This window comes from Thermus sp. NMX2.A1, assembly GCF_000511705.1.
GTDB classification, from domain to species: domain Bacteria; phylum Deinococcota; class Deinococci; order Deinococcales; family Thermaceae; genus Thermus; species Thermus scotoductus.
Map to the genome: position 1 here is coordinate 1 of NZ_ATNI01000049.1, position 14,179 is coordinate 14,179.

Annotated in this window: 17 protein-coding genes and 1 riboswitch; of the genes, 9 read left to right on the plus strand and 8 right to left on the minus strand. The window is 63.9% G+C overall.

What is annotated here, in order from left to right:
• Nucleotides 1–126, minus strand: a 126-nt coding sequence (locus TNMX_RS13585) for a twin-arginine translocation signal domain-containing protein (protein ID WP_156919419.1), incomplete at its 3' end; no start/stop codon positions are given.
• 233 nt (nt 127–359) lie between these two features.
• Between TNMX_RS13585 and TNMX_RS13235 the strand changes: the two genes are divergently transcribed.
• Genes TNMX_RS13235 through TNMX_RS03755 form a run of 4 tightly spaced genes read left to right on the plus strand, consistent with a single transcriptional unit; the run spans nt 360 to nt 3,542 of the window.
• On the plus strand, nt 360–779 hold the full coding sequence (locus TNMX_RS13235) for a helix-turn-helix domain-containing protein (protein WP_253269364.1): 420 nt from the start codon (nt 360–362) through the stop codon (nt 777–779).
• An 18-nt stretch (nt 780–797) separates the two neighbouring features.
• A complete protein-coding gene (locus TNMX_RS13240; protein WP_256378168.1) occupies nt 798–1,571 on the plus strand; it encodes a transposase in 774 nt (257 codons plus the stop codon).
• Nucleotides 1,572–1,597: 26 nt separating this feature from the next.
• Nucleotides 1,598–2,197: a protoglobin domain-containing protein gene (locus TNMX_RS03750; RefSeq protein WP_038029723.1), complete on the plus strand. Its 600-nt coding sequence runs from the start codon at nt 1,598–1,600 to the stop codon at nt 2,195–2,197.
• Between the two features lie 4 nt (nt 2,198–2,201).
• Entirely contained in the window at nt 2,202–3,542 is a 1,341-nt protein-coding gene (locus tag TNMX_RS03755; protein ID WP_038029648.1) for a cobyrinate a,c-diamide synthase, read from the plus strand.
• Between the two features lie 103 nt (nt 3,543–3,645).
• Here TNMX_RS03755 and sat read toward each other — a convergent pair whose 3' ends face one another.
• From sat to TNMX_RS03790, 7 genes are read right to left on the minus strand one after another with little or no spacing between them, the layout of a single operon-like run.
• Entirely contained in the window at nt 3,646–4,698 is a 1,053-nt protein-coding gene (gene sat, locus TNMX_RS03760; RefSeq protein ID WP_038029650.1) for a sulfate adenylyltransferase, read from the minus strand.
• A gap of 2 nt (nt 4,699–4,700) precedes the next feature.
• Nucleotides 4,701–5,426, minus strand: coding sequence for a uroporphyrinogen-III C-methyltransferase (gene cobA / locus TNMX_RS03765; RefSeq protein WP_038029653.1), 726 nt, complete (start codon nt 5,424–5,426; stop codon nt 4,701–4,703).
• A complete protein-coding gene (locus tag TNMX_RS03770) occupies nt 5,419–6,159 on the minus strand; it encodes a sulfite exporter TauE/SafE family protein (protein WP_038029654.1) in 741 nt (246 codons plus the stop codon). The genes cobA and TNMX_RS03770 overlap by 8 nt, the downstream gene beginning before the upstream one ends.
• Entirely contained in the window at nt 6,160–6,828 is a 669-nt protein-coding gene (locus TNMX_RS03775) for a phosphoadenylyl-sulfate reductase (RefSeq protein WP_038029656.1), read from the minus strand.
• Nucleotides 6,816–7,466 (minus strand): bifunctional precorrin-2 dehydrogenase/sirohydrochlorin ferrochelatase, encoded by a 651-nt coding sequence (locus tag TNMX_RS03780; RefSeq protein ID WP_019550908.1) that lies wholly within the window; start codon nt 7,464–7,466, stop codon nt 6,816–6,818. The genes TNMX_RS03775 and TNMX_RS03780 overlap by 13 nt, the downstream gene beginning before the upstream one ends.
• A complete protein-coding gene (locus TNMX_RS03785) occupies nt 7,463–8,221 on the minus strand; it encodes a uroporphyrinogen-III synthase (protein WP_038029660.1) in 759 nt (252 codons plus the stop codon). The genes TNMX_RS03780 and TNMX_RS03785 overlap by 4 nt, the downstream gene beginning before the upstream one ends.
• Before the next feature lie 12 nt (nt 8,222–8,233).
• Nucleotides 8,234–9,964, minus strand: a complete 1,731-nt coding sequence (locus TNMX_RS03790) for a nitrite/sulfite reductase (protein ID WP_038029662.1) — start codon at nt 9,962–9,964, stop codon at nt 8,234–8,236.
• Nucleotides 9,965–10,090: 126 nt separating this feature from the next.
• Nucleotides 10,091–10,224, plus strand: a riboswitch (TPP riboswitch).
• A gap of 94 nt (nt 10,225–10,318) precedes the next feature.
• Between TNMX_RS03790 and thiE the strand changes: the two genes are divergently transcribed.
• The 5 genes from thiE to thiC are packed head-to-tail and all read left to right on the plus strand — an operon-like array spanning nt 10,319 to nt 14,175.
• A complete protein-coding gene (gene thiE, locus TNMX_RS03795) occupies nt 10,319–10,939 on the plus strand; it encodes a thiamine phosphate synthase (protein WP_026329026.1) in 621 nt (206 codons plus the stop codon).
• Nucleotides 10,926–11,120 carry a sulfur carrier protein ThiS gene (gene thiS, locus TNMX_RS03800; RefSeq protein ID WP_019550911.1) on the plus strand — a complete coding sequence of 65 codons (195 nt, stop codon included), beginning with the start codon at nt 10,926–10,928 and terminating at the stop codon, nt 11,118–11,120. The genes thiE and thiS overlap by 14 nt, the downstream gene beginning before the upstream one ends.
• A complete protein-coding gene (locus TNMX_RS03805; protein ID WP_038029664.1) occupies nt 11,121–11,906 on the plus strand; it encodes a thiazole synthase in 786 nt (261 codons plus the stop codon).
• Nucleotides 11,903–12,865, plus strand: a complete 963-nt coding sequence (locus tag TNMX_RS03810; protein ID WP_038029667.1) for an FAD-dependent oxidoreductase — start codon at nt 11,903–11,905, stop codon at nt 12,863–12,865. Before TNMX_RS03805 ends, TNMX_RS03810 begins: the two co-directional genes overlap by 4 nt.
• A gap of 2 nt (nt 12,866–12,867) precedes the next feature.
• Nucleotides 12,868–14,175 (plus strand): phosphomethylpyrimidine synthase ThiC, encoded by a 1,308-nt coding sequence (gene thiC / locus TNMX_RS03815; protein ID WP_038029669.1) that lies wholly within the window; start codon nt 12,868–12,870, stop codon nt 14,173–14,175.
• Nucleotides 14,176–14,179: the final 4 nt, after the last annotated feature.

Below are 14,179 nucleotides of genomic sequence, written 5' to 3' on the forward strand. Positions count from 1 at the left end.
AATGAGGTTCCGGTACCTCCGGCCGAGGCTGGGAACGTTCTGGGGTGCTCCCTGGGCTCCACCCTTGGGGAGAAGGACCAGGGCTCCTGCCGCCAAACCGCCTTTGAGGATATCCCTTCGCTTCATGGCTCACCTCCAAGAGTAGGCTAGGCACCCTGTGTCATAGCCGGATCAAGGGTTAGAGAAAAGTGGGGGTGTGGGGGAGCTATAATCCCCCGGTTTCCAAGATAGCCCTCAAGATACGCTAACGCGTGACACAGGCTGACCAAACCGGGGATTGCGGCCGCACGCGGCCGCATAGCTCCCCCACGTCCACCACAGGTGGACACGGATTTGGTACTGTGTAGAAGAAGCCAGCCATGCGTAAAGCCTTCAAATACCGCCTTTACCCCACCAAGCCCCAGGTGAAAGACCTGGAGCGCACCCTTGAGCTTTGCCGTGAGCTGTACAACGCCGCCTTGCAGGAGCGTAGGGATGCTTACAAGAAGGCCGGGAAAAGTGTCGGCCTCTACCAACAGAAGAGGTGCCTGCCCCAGATACGAGAGGAACTGCCCCAGTACAAAAGGGTCCACTCCCAGGTGCTCCAGGATGTTATTCACCGGGTGGACAAAGCCTTCCAGGGCTTCTTCCGGAGGCTCAAGGCCAAGAAGGGTAAGGCAGGCTACCCTCGCTTCAAGGGGAAGGGGCGCTACGACTCCTTTACCTTCCCCCAGGCCGGGACTACCGGGGTCAAGCTCCAGGATGGGGAAAGGCGTGTACTCCTCAAGGTGTTTCCCTGACGGGAAAGCAGCCACGGGATTGGCTCCGTCAAGGTTAAGCTCCACCGCCCTTTGGAAGGGAAGATCAAGACGGCGACGGTTAAGCGGGAAGGCGAGCATTGGTACATCATCTTCATCACCGAGGTGGACCCCAAGCCTTTGCCTCCAAGCGAGGAGGCCATCGGCATAGACCTGGGCACCAACCCCCACTTCCTCGTTACCTCGGAGGGGGAGATGGTAGAGGCTCCCCGCCACTTCCAGAAAGCCGAGGAGAAGCTGGCCAAGGCCCAAAGGGAGCTTTCCCGGAAGAAGAAGGGAAAGAGCGGCAGGAAGAAGGCCAGGCTCAAGGTAGCCAAGCTCCACCGCAAGATCGCCAACCAGCGCAAAGACTTCCACCACAAACTCGCCAGGAGGCTCGTAAACCGCTACGGAACCATCGTCCACGAAGACCTGAACATCCTTGCTCTCTCCCGCTCCTACGTTGCCAAAGGCATACACGACGCGGGCTGGGCGGCTTTTCTACAAATCCTCGCCTACAAAGCGGCGGCTCACCGCGCAAGCGGTAGCGTTTTAGCTGGTAGGCGAGTCATCAAGGTAGACCCCAAGTACACCAGCCAGGACTGCCCGGTGTGCGGCCATAGGGAGAAGAAGCCTCTCTGGGTGCGGGCGTACACCTGTCCCCAGTGTGGGGCGCTTCTCCACCGGGATGTGGCCGCCGCTCAAAACATCCTGGCAAAGGCCTGGACGGGGCCTTCGGGGGAGACCCTGCGTGCTTTCCCGCAGGGAAACACCCCGAGAAGCCCTGGACTTTAGTCCGGGGAGTCGTTACTATGGTACCCATGACCGACAAGAGCCTCGGCCGTTTTTACGCTTTGGCCCAGGAGTTCTGGTCCCAGCTTCCTCCTCAGGCTCGCTTCCGCCCCCTCGAGGATACCAAGACCTTTGCCCGCCACAAGGAGGCCATGAGGTCTTGGGTGGACGCCGTGGTCCAGGGCTTCTACGACACCCTCTTCGCCCACCCCGCCACCCGGGCCATCTTCCGGGAAGGGGAAAGGCCAGCCCGGGAGAAGACCCTAAGGGACTGGTACCTGCGCACGGTGGAGGGCCCCTTTAACGGGCAGTATTTCGCCTGGCAGACCCTGGTGGGGCTGGTGCACGTACGCCGGGGGGTGACCAACGCCATGATGGCCGCCATGTGGAACTGGGTGGTGGATACCGTCTCCCGCCTGGCCCGCCAAACCCTCCCGCAAGGGGAGGCGGAGGCCTTGGCGGATGCTTGGCGGAGGCTGGGTTTCACCGTGATGACCCTCATCTCCGAAAGTTACTTGCACGCCTACCTCGAGGCCCTGGCCCAGGCGGAAGGAGTGGAGGTGGGGATGTTTCTGCAAAGGGCCCAGGAAGAAGCGGCCCGAATGCTAAGAAACCTTTCCCCAAGCTAAAGCCATGCTTAGCCTTCCCCGGCTGGTCCTGGGAGCCCCCCATTCGGGGGCAGGGAAGACCACGGTGGCCCTAGCCCTTCTTTTGGCCCTGAGGGAACGGGGCCTGAAGGTGCAACCCTTCAAGGTGGGGCCCGACTACGTGGATCCCACCCACCTCGAGGCCGCCTCCGGGCGGAAGGTCTACAACCTGGACGGCTTTTTCCTGGACCCCTCGGGGCTCCTTTCCCTCTTCCAGCACGGGGCTAAGGGGGCGGACCTGGCCTTGGTGGAGGGAGTGATGGGTCTATTCGATGGCAAAGACCCCTTGGGAAAGGAGGGCTCCACCGCCCAGGTAGCCAGGCTCTTGCGGGCTCCCGTGGTCCTGGTGGTGGATGCCTCCGCCATGGCGGGCTCCATCGCCCCTTTGGTCCAGGGTTTTCGCACCTTTGACCCCGCGGTCCAGGTGGTGGGGGTCTTTGCCAACCGGGTGGGCTCGGCCCGTCACGCGGAGCTTTTGCGGGAGGCCCTGTCCCAGGTGGGCCTGCCCCTTTTGGGCTGGCTTCCACAGGATCCTAGTTTGGAAGTCCCCGAGCGCCACCTGGGCCTGGTGCTGGCGGGGGAGGTGCGGCCGCCCCTCGAGGCCCTGGCCCGGGCTCTCCAGGTGGATCTTGAAGGAATCCTGCGCCTGGCTGCCGCTGCCCCGCCCCTGCCCGAGGCCTTGCCCTTCCTTCCCGATAGGAGGCCTCCCCGGGTCCGGGTGGCCTACGCGTGGGATAAGGCCTTCCGCTTCTACTACCCTGAGGCCCTGGAGCTTTTGGAGGCCCTGGGGGCTGAGCTTGTTCCCTTTAGCCCTTTAGAGGACCCGGCTTTGCCCGAGGCCCAGGCCCTTCTCCTGGGGGGCGGTTACCCCGAGCTCTACGCCCGGGAGCTTGCGGAAAACCGGGCCATAAGGGAGGCTATCCGCCGTTTTCCCGGCCCCATCGTGGCCGAGTGCGGGGGGTACATGTACCTCTCCCAGGGGCTTTGGGTGGAGGGAAACGTTTTCCCCATGGTGGGCTTGGTTCCCGGGGAAGCCCGTATGGCCCAGCATCCGGTGCTGGGCTACCGGGAGGTGGAGGCCTTAAGGGATAACCCCTGGGCGCGAAGGGGGGAGGTGGTTAAGGGGCACGAGTTCCACTATGCCCGGATGGAGCCTTCTCCGATGGCTGCTTGGCGGCGGCTGGATACGGGGGAGAGGGAGGGCTATACGGATGGGCGGGTGCTGGGGAGTTTTGTCCACCTGTACCTGCCGGCCTGGCCTCGAGGGGTTGCGCGCTTTTTGCAGAAGGTTAGCGGAGAGGGAGGGCACAAGCGTGGTGAATCGTGAATCAAAGCACAAGAAGCCGCCACACTCGGCATAGGGTACCCCAACGCACAAAACAACCCCCGCAAAACGGTACGGCCTACGAACGGAGCCAGGCAGGATGGCATCAGAAGCCTTCCCTCAGAACCGGGAGGAGTTCGGGCCGCACCAGCTCGAGGGGTGGCGTCTTGCCCTCCCTCAGGAGGGCTCGTACCTTGGTCATGCTGATGCTTAGCCGCTTTTCCCGGTGCCCTTCTGGACAGGTTCTCTCCGAGGCCATACCCCCACAGACGGGGCAGTGGAAGACAGCCCCCACCTTTATGATCTCGATGCCCAAGGGGGGAAGCTGGTCAAAGATGCGGTGGGCTGCGTAAGGATCGTAAAAATCTCCTACCCCTGCATGATCCCGGCCCACCAGGAAGTGGGTGGCCCCGAAGTTCTTGCGCACAAGGGCGTGGAATACCGCTTCCCGGGGGCCGGCGTAGCGCATCGGGGTGGCAAGGCCAAACAGGGCCACCCGTTCCCGGGGCAAAAAGCCTTCTATGAGGGCTTGGTAAGCCTTAACGATGACCTCTGTGGGGAAGTCGTCCTCTTTCTTGGCACCCAGGATGGGATGGACTAGAACTCCATCGGCCAGCTCCAGTCCCAACCGGATTAGGTACTCGTGGGCCCGATGGGGGGCGTTGCGGGTTTGAAAGGCCACCACCCTCTTCCAGCCCTTTTCCCGGAAGAAGGCCCGCATCTCCTCAGGGGTCTTCTCCAGCTGTGCAGACCGGGGTCTCCAGGCCAGCACCTCCACCCGCCCCCCAAGGGCGTAGGGCCCCTTGGCGAGGAGCTTCCTCACCCCGGGGTGGGCCTCGCTTTCCGTACCGAACACCTGGCGGGCCAGGGCCTTGAGGTCCAGCTCGTAGGCGTCCTCTACCTGGAGAAGGGCCACCGGCTTTTCCCGGTGCATGAGGATCACCTGATCCCCCTTGTCCACCCGGGGTCGCTCCTGGAGCTGGAGGAGGATGGGAATCGTCCAAACCTCTCCCGAAGGAAGGCGCATTTCCTGGGCCACGGAAAGGGTTTCCTCCCGAGTCATAAAGCCTCGCACAGGGTGGAAGGCTCCCGTGGCCAGGTTTTCTAGGTCCAGCCGCTCGTCCTCGCCAATGGTCACCTGGGGTAGGGTTTCCGCCATGGTCAAACCTCCGCAAGGGCCCAAGCCTGTGGTGTTTTTTGGAGAATGTCAAAGACCTCCACCACCTTGCCGATCACCCAGACCGCTGGGGCGGCCACCTCGACCTTCCCCTCCGCCACGTCTTCCAGGGTGGCCGGCACCCTGCTTTCCCTTGGGGTGGTGGCCTCCATAACAAAGAGGGTGGGCTCATCCGGCCTTCTGCCGAGGCGGATAAGCTCCTTGGCGATCCACGCTCGCCTCTTCACCCCCATGAGGACCACCAAGGTGGGTACCTGGGCAAACGCCCTCAGGTCCGGGTAACCCCCATCCTCCAGGACGCCGGAGACCACAGCGAACCCTGAGCTCAAACCGCGGTGGGTAAGGGGAAGCCCCGTGGCCAGGATGCTGCTCACGCCAGGCACCACCTCCACCTCTATCCCATGGGTAGCCAGGAAGAGGGCCTCTTCCCCGCCTCTGCCAAGGACGAAGGGGTCACCTCCCTTAAGCCGGACCACATAGGGAAAGGCCCGGGCGTAATGAAGCAAGAGGCGGTGAATGGTTTCTTGCTTACCGCTTTCCCCCTCCCTCTTGCCCACATCCACTTTTTTTCCGGTTATTAGGGAAAGGATCCTGCCATCTACCAGCCGGTCGTACAGGACCACGGGGGCTTCCCTCAAGAGCCGGTGGGCTTTGAGGGTGAGGAGGTCGGGATCTCCTGGCCCGGCTCCCACCAGGTAGACCTTAGCCATGGGCCACCCCCCGCCAGACCAGCTGAGCACCGATGAAGAGAAGCCAGAGGAGGAGGGCTACCCGGAAGGGCTGCTTGGGCACGCGGGTGGCCACGAGGGCCCCCAGGCTGGCCCCCACGATCCCTCCTAGGCTTAGGGAAAGGAGGAGCTTTGGGTCCACCTGGCCGAAGTGGAGGTGCACCCCACCCCCCACCAGGGAGAGGACCAGGCCGAAGAGGATGTCCGTGCCCACCACCTGCTGGGGGGTAAGGCGGGTGGCGTAGAGCAGGAGGAGGCTGCCCAGGGCCCCTGCTCCTGCCGAGGAGAAGCCCACCTCGAGGCCAATCCCGAAGGCGGCGGGAGGCAGGAGCCAGGGCCGTTCCCGGCTTAGGGTTAGCCGGGCTAGGCTCCGGTAGAGCCCAAGTCCCGCTGAAACCACCACGGTGAGCCCCACCAGGAGGAGGACCATGTCCTTGGCCCCCTTAAGGTGAACCAGGAGGAGGCTGCCCAGCAGGACCCCGGGGAGCCCCCCCAAAAGGAGGAGGCCCAGCACCCTACCCGCCACCTGGCGCCTAAAGAGGTAGACGGCGCCGGCGGGAACCTTGACCAGAAAACCGAAGAGAAGGGCCGTGCCCACCGCGATCTCCGGGGAAAGGCCCAGGCCCAGGATGAGGAGGGGGGCGGTGATGGTGCCGGCCCCCACCCCGGTGATCCCGATGGCGAAGGCGATGAGGAAGCCCAGAAGAAAGGCCATCTATGCCTCCTTTGGGTGGAGATGGATTCCACACTCCAGCTTGCCCTTGCCCGCCCAACGGCCGGAGCGGGGGTCCTTGGGGTCTAGGGGCTTAGCCGTACAGGGAGCGCAGCCGATGGAGAGGTAGCCTTGGTCATAAAGGGGAAGGTGGGGGAGATCGGCCACAGCCAGATAGGCGAAGACCTCCTTCAGGGTCCAATCGTAGAGGGGGTTTACCTTGATGAGGCGGTGGCCGCTTTTTAGGATGGCTTCCTCCCGGGGCTTCAGGTGGGCCCGGGTGGGGGACTGCTCCCGTCTAAGCCCTGTGAACCAGGTGTCGTAGTCCTCGAGGGCCCGGAATAGCGGGTCCACCTTGCGGATCTGGCAGCAGCGGGTGGGGTCGGTCTCGTAGAGCTTCCCGTAGAGGCGTTCCTGCTCCTCCCGGGAAAGGCTTGGGGAGAGGTTGATGAGCTGGAAGCCAAGCTTCTCCTTTAGGGCATCCCGGTAGGCGTAGACCTCCGGGAAGTGGTAGCCGGTGTCCAGGAAGAGAACGGGGATGTCGGGTTTCTCCTCCAAGAGGAGATGGAGCACCACCACGTCCTCTGCTTGGAAACTGCACGTGAAGCAGGGCCTTTGGCCTTCTGCTAGGGCGTCCCGGATAAGGGCCTTGGCGCTTGTTACCTTGTCCATGGCTGGACCTCCGCAAGCACTTCCTCCACCTTTTCCTTGGCCCTGGTCAGGCCGGCCTCCGGATCCAGGTCAAGTTCCTCTAAGGCCAAATCCACTAGGCGGTACCAAAGCCGCTTGCGCTCTTCGAAGCAGGGGATCTCCGCTATCCGTGGCCTAAGGCGGCGCAGATAGGCTACAAGTTCCCCGTACTCTGGACCCAAAAGCCGAAGAAAACGCTCCTTTAGGCGCACCGCCAAGGCAGGGGCAGCCCCAGAGGTGGAAAGGGCCACCACCAACTCCCCCCTTCGCACCACGGCGGGGAGGATGGCGGTGGCGTTTTTCGGGTCGTCCACCGCCACCAAAAACACTCTTCGCCTTTCCGCTTCTGCCTTTACCTGGGGATGGATCCCCTTGTCCCGGGGATGGCTCACCACCAGGAAGAAGCCCTCGAGGTCCCCTTCCCGATAACCTCGGGGAAGCCAGCGGATCCTTCCCTCCTTGGCCAAGTCCGCCAGATTCCAATGGTCCTCCTCGGCCAGGACGGTAACCTGGGCCTGGGCCTCCAAGAGGGCTTGGAGCTTGGCCCCCGTCTCCGGGCCGCCGGCGATTAGGAGAACCGGCCTGTCCCTCAGGTTCAGCATGAGGGGAAAGTAGGTCATGCCACCTCCCGGTACAGGCGTAAGAAGCCCTGGAGCATGCTTCCTAGCCGCTCCTGCTCATCCACGTAGAAGGGCTGCACCCCCCACTCCCTTAAGGCATCCGCGGTAACCCGGCCCACGGCCAGGGCCTTTACCTCGTGCTGGAAGGTTTTCCTTAGGTCCGAGGGGTTCTGGGCTCCCTCAAACAGGAATTCCACCTGGATGGCGGCTACAAAGGCTACCGCTTCCACCTCTTTGGCCAAAATGGTCTCCTCCAGAAGGCGGATTCCCTCAGGGTCCGGCAGGTGGCGGTAAGGCATGAGGGGGAGAACCGCATAGCCCCTTTCCTCCAAGGCCTGTTCCAGGAGGGGTAGGGGCTTGCCGTAAAGCTGGAGGGCGGCCACTCCAGGCCCTTGGGGTAGGAGAGGCAGGAGGCTTGGTGTGGTCCCGTCTCCTACCCCATGAGGGGCAAACCCTAGGTCCCCGAGTACCCGGGCGGCCTTGGTCCCCCGGGCCAAGCGGAGGGCTTTCTCCAGGCTCCCCTTCAGGTCTAGTTCCAAAACCCGCCCTCCTTCCATAAGCTCCCTTACCCCTATCCCGGTGGTGGCCACGAAGAGATCCACGCCTTCTCCCAGCCGCCGGAGATGGTCCTGGTATTCGGGAACGGGTACCTTTTCCGTGGCCTGAACAGGGAGAAGGAGGGGGATTAAGCCTAGCTTTGTGGCCAGGGATTTGAACTCTTCCCTCCTCCTGAGACCGGCATAGGCGATGCGCATCCCCAACCTCCCTTACACCGCGCACTCCCCACGGCCTAGCTGCACCCGGAAGGTTTCCCCTTCCGCCCCCAGATCCTGGTAGTACTCTGGGGCTTCCTCATAGGAAGGAATAGTCTGGAGGTCCTCGAGGAGGGGCTTGAAGGAGGCGGCCCCCACCCGGTCCAAATAAGCCTGGAAACTTTCGCCCTGCTCCCGTTCCTCCTGGTAGCGCTTCAGGATCCTTTCCACCGCCTCAGGAGTGCGCCGGGCAGGAATCCGAGCCACTACTTGGCCAAAACGGGCCTCCCCCTCCCGGGTGCGCCCCCCCAGGAGGAGGGTGTAGTGAGGAATTTCGTTTTCCCCTACCTTACGGCTTGAGCCGTAAAGGCCGATATCGGCTATGTGGTGTTGACCGCAGGAGTTGGGGCAACCGGAGATCTTGATGCTAATGGACCGCACCGCTGGATCATGGGTCAGAGGAAGGGTGTGGAGGTGCGCTTCCAGGGCCTGCGCCAGTCCCCGGGAGCGGGTGATGGCCAGGTTGCAGGTGTCAGCTCCAGGGCAGCGGGTTATGTCCAGGATGGTGTGGGCCTCAGGATGGGCCAGGCCCACCCGCAACAGGGCTTCGTAAAGCCCACCCAAAGCGTCCTCGGGCACGAAGCGAAGGAGTAAGTTCTGGCTGATGGCACTCCTTATTTCTCCAGCGTAGGTTTCGGCGATATCCGCCAGCGCCCTGAGCCCTTCCGGGGTGATATCCCCAAGGGGAAGGCGCACGGCCACGGTGTAGTAGCCCTCTTGCTTTTGACGAACGAGGTTGGTGCGGCGCCAGGCATCAAACCCGGGAGCGAAGGAGAAGGGCTTCCTGGGAGGGGGGGGAAGGCTTGGGGGTGGGAGGTCCTGGGGAGGTTGCCAGGCCTTTAGGTCCTCACCGCTTGCGGTGAGCTTCACGATCCGCCTTTCCTCCCTTACCGCCTCGCGGAAGGCGGCAATTCCCCACTTCTTTACCAGGAACTTGAGCCGGGCTTGGGTTAGGACCTTGCGGTTACCGTGGCGGTCAAAGAGGCGGATGATGGCCAGCATGGTGGGGAGGAGGTCCTCCTCTGGGGTAAAGGGTTCCAAAAGTTCCGCGCTCATGGGAGCCGCTCCTAAGCCCCCGCCCACATAAAGGCGGAAGCCCCTTTTGCCCCCCTCCACCGCGGCCACCACCCCGATGTCGTGAATGGGGGTACGGGCATGGTCTGTGGCGCACCCCTCAAAGGCAATCTTGAATTTGCGGGGCAAGTTCTGCCCCACGGGGTGACGGAGGAAGTAGCGGTAGGCGGCCTCGGCATAGGGAGTCACGTCAAAAGGCTCCTCAGGGGAAACTCCGGCGTACGGGCAGCAGGTGATGGCTCGGATGGAGTGGCCGCAGGCCTCGCGGGTAGTGAGGCCCACCCTGTTTACAGCCCGGAGGACGTGGGGTACGTCCCTTCGGTGCACGTGGTGGAGCTGCACCGCCTGCCGGGTGGTTACGTGGGCCAGACGGTTTTCTGCATACCGCTCCGCCACCTCTGCCAGAACCCTTAGGGCTTCCGGGCTTACCCGGCCCACGGGGAGTTTGATGCGCACCATGTGGTGCTCTGGCCTTCCCCGAATGCCGTAGATGCCGTTTTTCAGGCGGTAGACCCGGAAGTCCTCGGGGTCTTCCTCCCCCGCCTCGAGGCGGGCAATCATGGCCTCCAGATACTGGATTTCGGCTTCGGCCTCCACGCTGAGTCCTGCCATTCCGCCTCCTTTCCCCCCTCCCCGGGGGATTGCCCGGCATGATATACCATTGAGTGTGTGAAAGTCAAGGGTATATGCCCTGTTCCCCAGGTCGGGTTTTCGAGAGCCCCGCATGCTATAGTGGAAGGGACAGGCTAGGGGTGCCCCAATGGAGGGGCTGAGAGCTGGGTTTCACAAGCTGTTCCCGGCGGGAAGCATCCCAGCAACCCTTAGAACCTGATCCGGGTAATGCCGGCGGAGGGAAGCCTATGCGGAAGAATCCCCTTACAAACCGACCTTTCCCCAGGCCGCGTGGGCCCTGGATACCCGCTTGAGGCTTTACCCGTAGGGCACATGCGCTGGGGAGGTGAAAGCTTGCTGGGAAGGCTCTATCTGGTGGTGACCCCGAGGCCCGGTTGGTCCATGGCGGAGGTGCTGGATCGGACGGAACGGGCCCTGGCGGGTGGGGTGGAGGTCGTGCAGCTTCGGGCCAAGGACTGGGAGGCGAGGCCCATCCTGGACCTGGGGGAAAGGATGCTGGCCCTGGCCCGACGGTATGGGGTGCCCTTCTTCCTCAACGACCGGCCGGACCTGGCGGCCCTTCTGGGAGCGGATGGGGTGCACCTTGGCCAGGGGGACCTGACGCCCGCGGAGGCCCGGCGCTTCTTTCAGGGGATGGTGGGCCGCTCTACCCATGCTCCCGAACAGGCCCTAAGAGCCCTCGAGGAAGGAGTGGACTACCTCTCCATAGGCCCTGTGTGGGAAACCCCCACCAAGCCGGGGAGGCAGGCCGCGGGCCTGGGCTATGTGCGCTGGGCCCGGGAGAACCTGGGGGAGAGGCCCTGGTACGCCATCGGCGGCATCACCCTGGAGAACCTGGGGGAGGTTTTGGAGGCCGGGGCGCGCCGAGTTGTGGTGGTCCGCGCCATCCTGGACGCTGAGAACCCCGAGCGGGCGGCCCAGGCATTCAGGGAGCGGCTTTATGGTGTGGCTTAACGGGGAGGCTAAGCCCCTCGAGGGCAAGACGCTCAGGGAGGTTCTGGAGGAGCTGGACGTGGATCTTTCCCGGGTGGCGGTCCTCCTCAACGAGGAGGCCTACCTGGGGCGGGAGCTTCCTCACCACGTCCTGAAGGAGGGGGATGTGGTGGAGGTGGTCACCCTCATGCAAGGAGGCTAGATGGACACCTGGAAGGTCGGGGACATAGAGCTTAAAAGCCGTCTTATCCTGGGCTCGGGCAAGTTCCGGGACTTCGGGGTGATGCGGGAGGCCATAAAGGCTGCGGGGGCCGAGGTGGTCACCGTGGCCATCCGCCGGGTGGAGGCCAGGATGCCCGGGCATGTGGGTCTCCTCGAGGCCTTAGAGGGCGTGCGCCTCCTGCCCAACACAGCAGGTGCCAGGACGGCGGAGGAAGCGTTGAGGATAGCCCGGCTGGGCCGGGTCCTCACCGGGGAGAGGTGGGTGAAGCTGGAGGTGATCCCTGACCCCACCTATCTCCTCCCCGATCCCGTGGAGACCCTGAGGGCGGCGAGGATGCTCATCGATGAGGGCTTCCTGGTCCTGCCCTACATCGCTCCTGACCTCGTCCTGGCCAAGAAGCTTTCGGAGCAGGGCACGGCTACGGTGATGCCCCTGGCGGCCCCCATCGGCTCCGGCTGGGGGGTGAGGACCCGGGCCCTTTTGGAGCTCTTCGCCCGGGAGAAGGCCTCACTGCCCCCGGTGGTGGTGGATGCAGGGCTTGGTCTTCCCTCCCATGCGGCGGAGGTGATGGAGATGGGTTTGGACGCCGTGCTGGTGAATACCGCCATTGCCGAGGCCCAGGATCCCGTGGCCATGGCTGAGGCCTTTCGTTTGGCTGTGGAGGCGGGGAGGAAAGCCTTTTTGGCCGGCCCCATGCGACCCCGGGAGGTGGCGAGCCCCTCGAGCCCCATGGAGGGCATCCCTCTGGGAGGTCCTAAGCCGTGAGGGTAGAGGTGGCGGTGGTGGGGGCGGGGATTATCGGAACCCTCGCCGCCTACGAGCTCAGGAAGCGGGGGGTTTCCGTCCTCCTCCTGGATGCCGGTAAGGAGGGAGCGGCTACCCTGGCCAGTGCGGGGATGCTGGCTCCTTATCCCGAGGGGCTTTCCGGGGAGGTTTTGGAGGCGGCCCTTTTCGGCCTAGAGTACTATCCAGGCCTCCTCGAGGAGCTTGCCGCCAAGGGATGGGAGGTGGAGGCGGGGTTTAGCGGCACCCAGGTGGTGGCCCTGTCCCAGGTGGAAGAGGAGGCCTGGGCTGCTTTCCCGTCAGGGAAACAACCAGCGGCCCAGGAGTCCTTGTCCTACCCGGTTCGGGGTGGAAGGGGAGCGCGTACCTTCCCTGGGGGGTATGTCCATCCCAAGGCCCTCCGCGAGGCCTTACTGAAAGCTTTGGAGGTCATGGAAACCCCTTTCCTTCAAGCCGAGGTGGAGGAGGTGAAGGAAGGGGGAGTGCGAGGGCGCTGGCGGGAGGAGCCCTTTACCGCCCAGGCCCGGTTCGTCCTCCTGGCCGTGGGCGCCTGGGGTAGCCGATTTGGCCTTGGGGTCCGGCCCCTGAAGGGGGAGGCCTTGGTCCTCGAGGGGCCGGCTCCTCCTGCCCCCCTTTTCGCCGGGGAAGGGTACCTCCTTCCCCGGGAGGGTGGGGTATACGTGGGGGCTACCCAGCGAGAGGGATGGGCTCAAGGAGTGGATCTATTCGGCCTAAGGTGGCTTTCCGACTACGCCCACGAGCGCTTTCCCCTGCTGGCAGGGGCCAGGTTCCGGGAGGCCCTTTGGGGGTACAGGCCGGTAGGAGAGCTTTTCGTGGGTGAGGTGGAAAGGGGAGTGCTGGCTGCGGTGGGCCATGGAAGGAACGGCATCCTCCTGGCCCCGTGGACGGCGAAGAGGATTCTCGAGCTTTTGGGGGTGTAGCTATGACCCAGCTGGAAGCGGCAAGGAAGGGCATCGTGACCGAGGAGATGGCTTACGTGGCGGAGAAGGAGGGGGTTTCCCCTGAGTTTGTGCGGGAAGGGGTGGCGTCGGGGCGGATCGTGATTCCTAGGAACCCCAACCACCGCACCCTTCGGGACTTCAAGGGGATCGGGGAAGGGCTCAGCGTGAAGGTGAACGCCAACCTGGGTACTTCCTACGACTACGTCAACCTCGAGGAGGAGGTGGAAAAGGCCAGGGTGGCCATCCAGTACGGGGCGGACACCATCATGGACCTCTCCACAGGGGGGGACTTGAAGGCCATCCGGGAAAGAATCCTCGAGGTGGCCACCGTTCCTTTGGGCACCGTGCCCATCTATGAGGCGGAGTTCCGCGCCGCCAAGCGGAAGAGCTTCTTCGACATGTCCGCGGACGAGCTTTTCGAGGTCATAGAGGAACACGGGCGGCAGGGGGTGGACTACATCACCGTGCACGTGGGGGTTACCCTGAAGAACCTGGAGGTTTACCGGAATTCCTCCCGGACCACGGGGATTGTGAGCCGGGGTGGAGGGCTTCTCGCCGCCTGGATGCTCCACCGGGGAGAGGAGAACCTCCTTTACGCCCGCTTTGACGACCTCCTGGACATCGCCCGCACCTACGACATGACCCTCTCCTTGGGTGACGGCCTCAGGCCGGGGTCCCTGGCGGACAGCACCGACCGGGCCCAGATCGCCGAGCTCCTCACCATCGGGGAGTTGGTGGAAAGGGCCCGCCGGGCGGGGGTGCAGGCCATGGTGGAAGGACCGGGCCACATTCCTTTGAACGAGGTGGCCACCAACGTGCAGATCCAGAAGAAGCTCACGGGCCATGCTCCCTTCTACATCCTGGGGATGCTTCCCGTGGATACCGCCGCTCGCTTCGACCACATCGCCGGGGCCATCGGAGGCGCCTTGGCCGGTTGGATGGGGGCGGATATGCTCTGCTACCTGACCCCGGCGGAGCACCTGGGCCTGCCCACCCCTGAGCACGTGAAGGAAGGGGTGATCGCCTTTAAAATCGCTGCCCATGCCGCCGATGTGGCCCGGGGGAACCCGCGGGCTTTGGAGAGGAACCGGCGCATGTCCGAGGCCCGCTACCGCCTGGACTGGGAAGGCCAGTTCGCGCTTTGCCTTTATCCTGAGGAGGCCCGCCGCCTCAAGGAGGAGCGGGGCTCCAGGACCAAGGCCTGCAGCATGTGCGGCCCCTTCTGCCCCATGAACCTGGTGGAGGCCGTCCTCAAGGGAAGGGCGCGCATGGAGCTTCCCGTAAGCTAGAGCC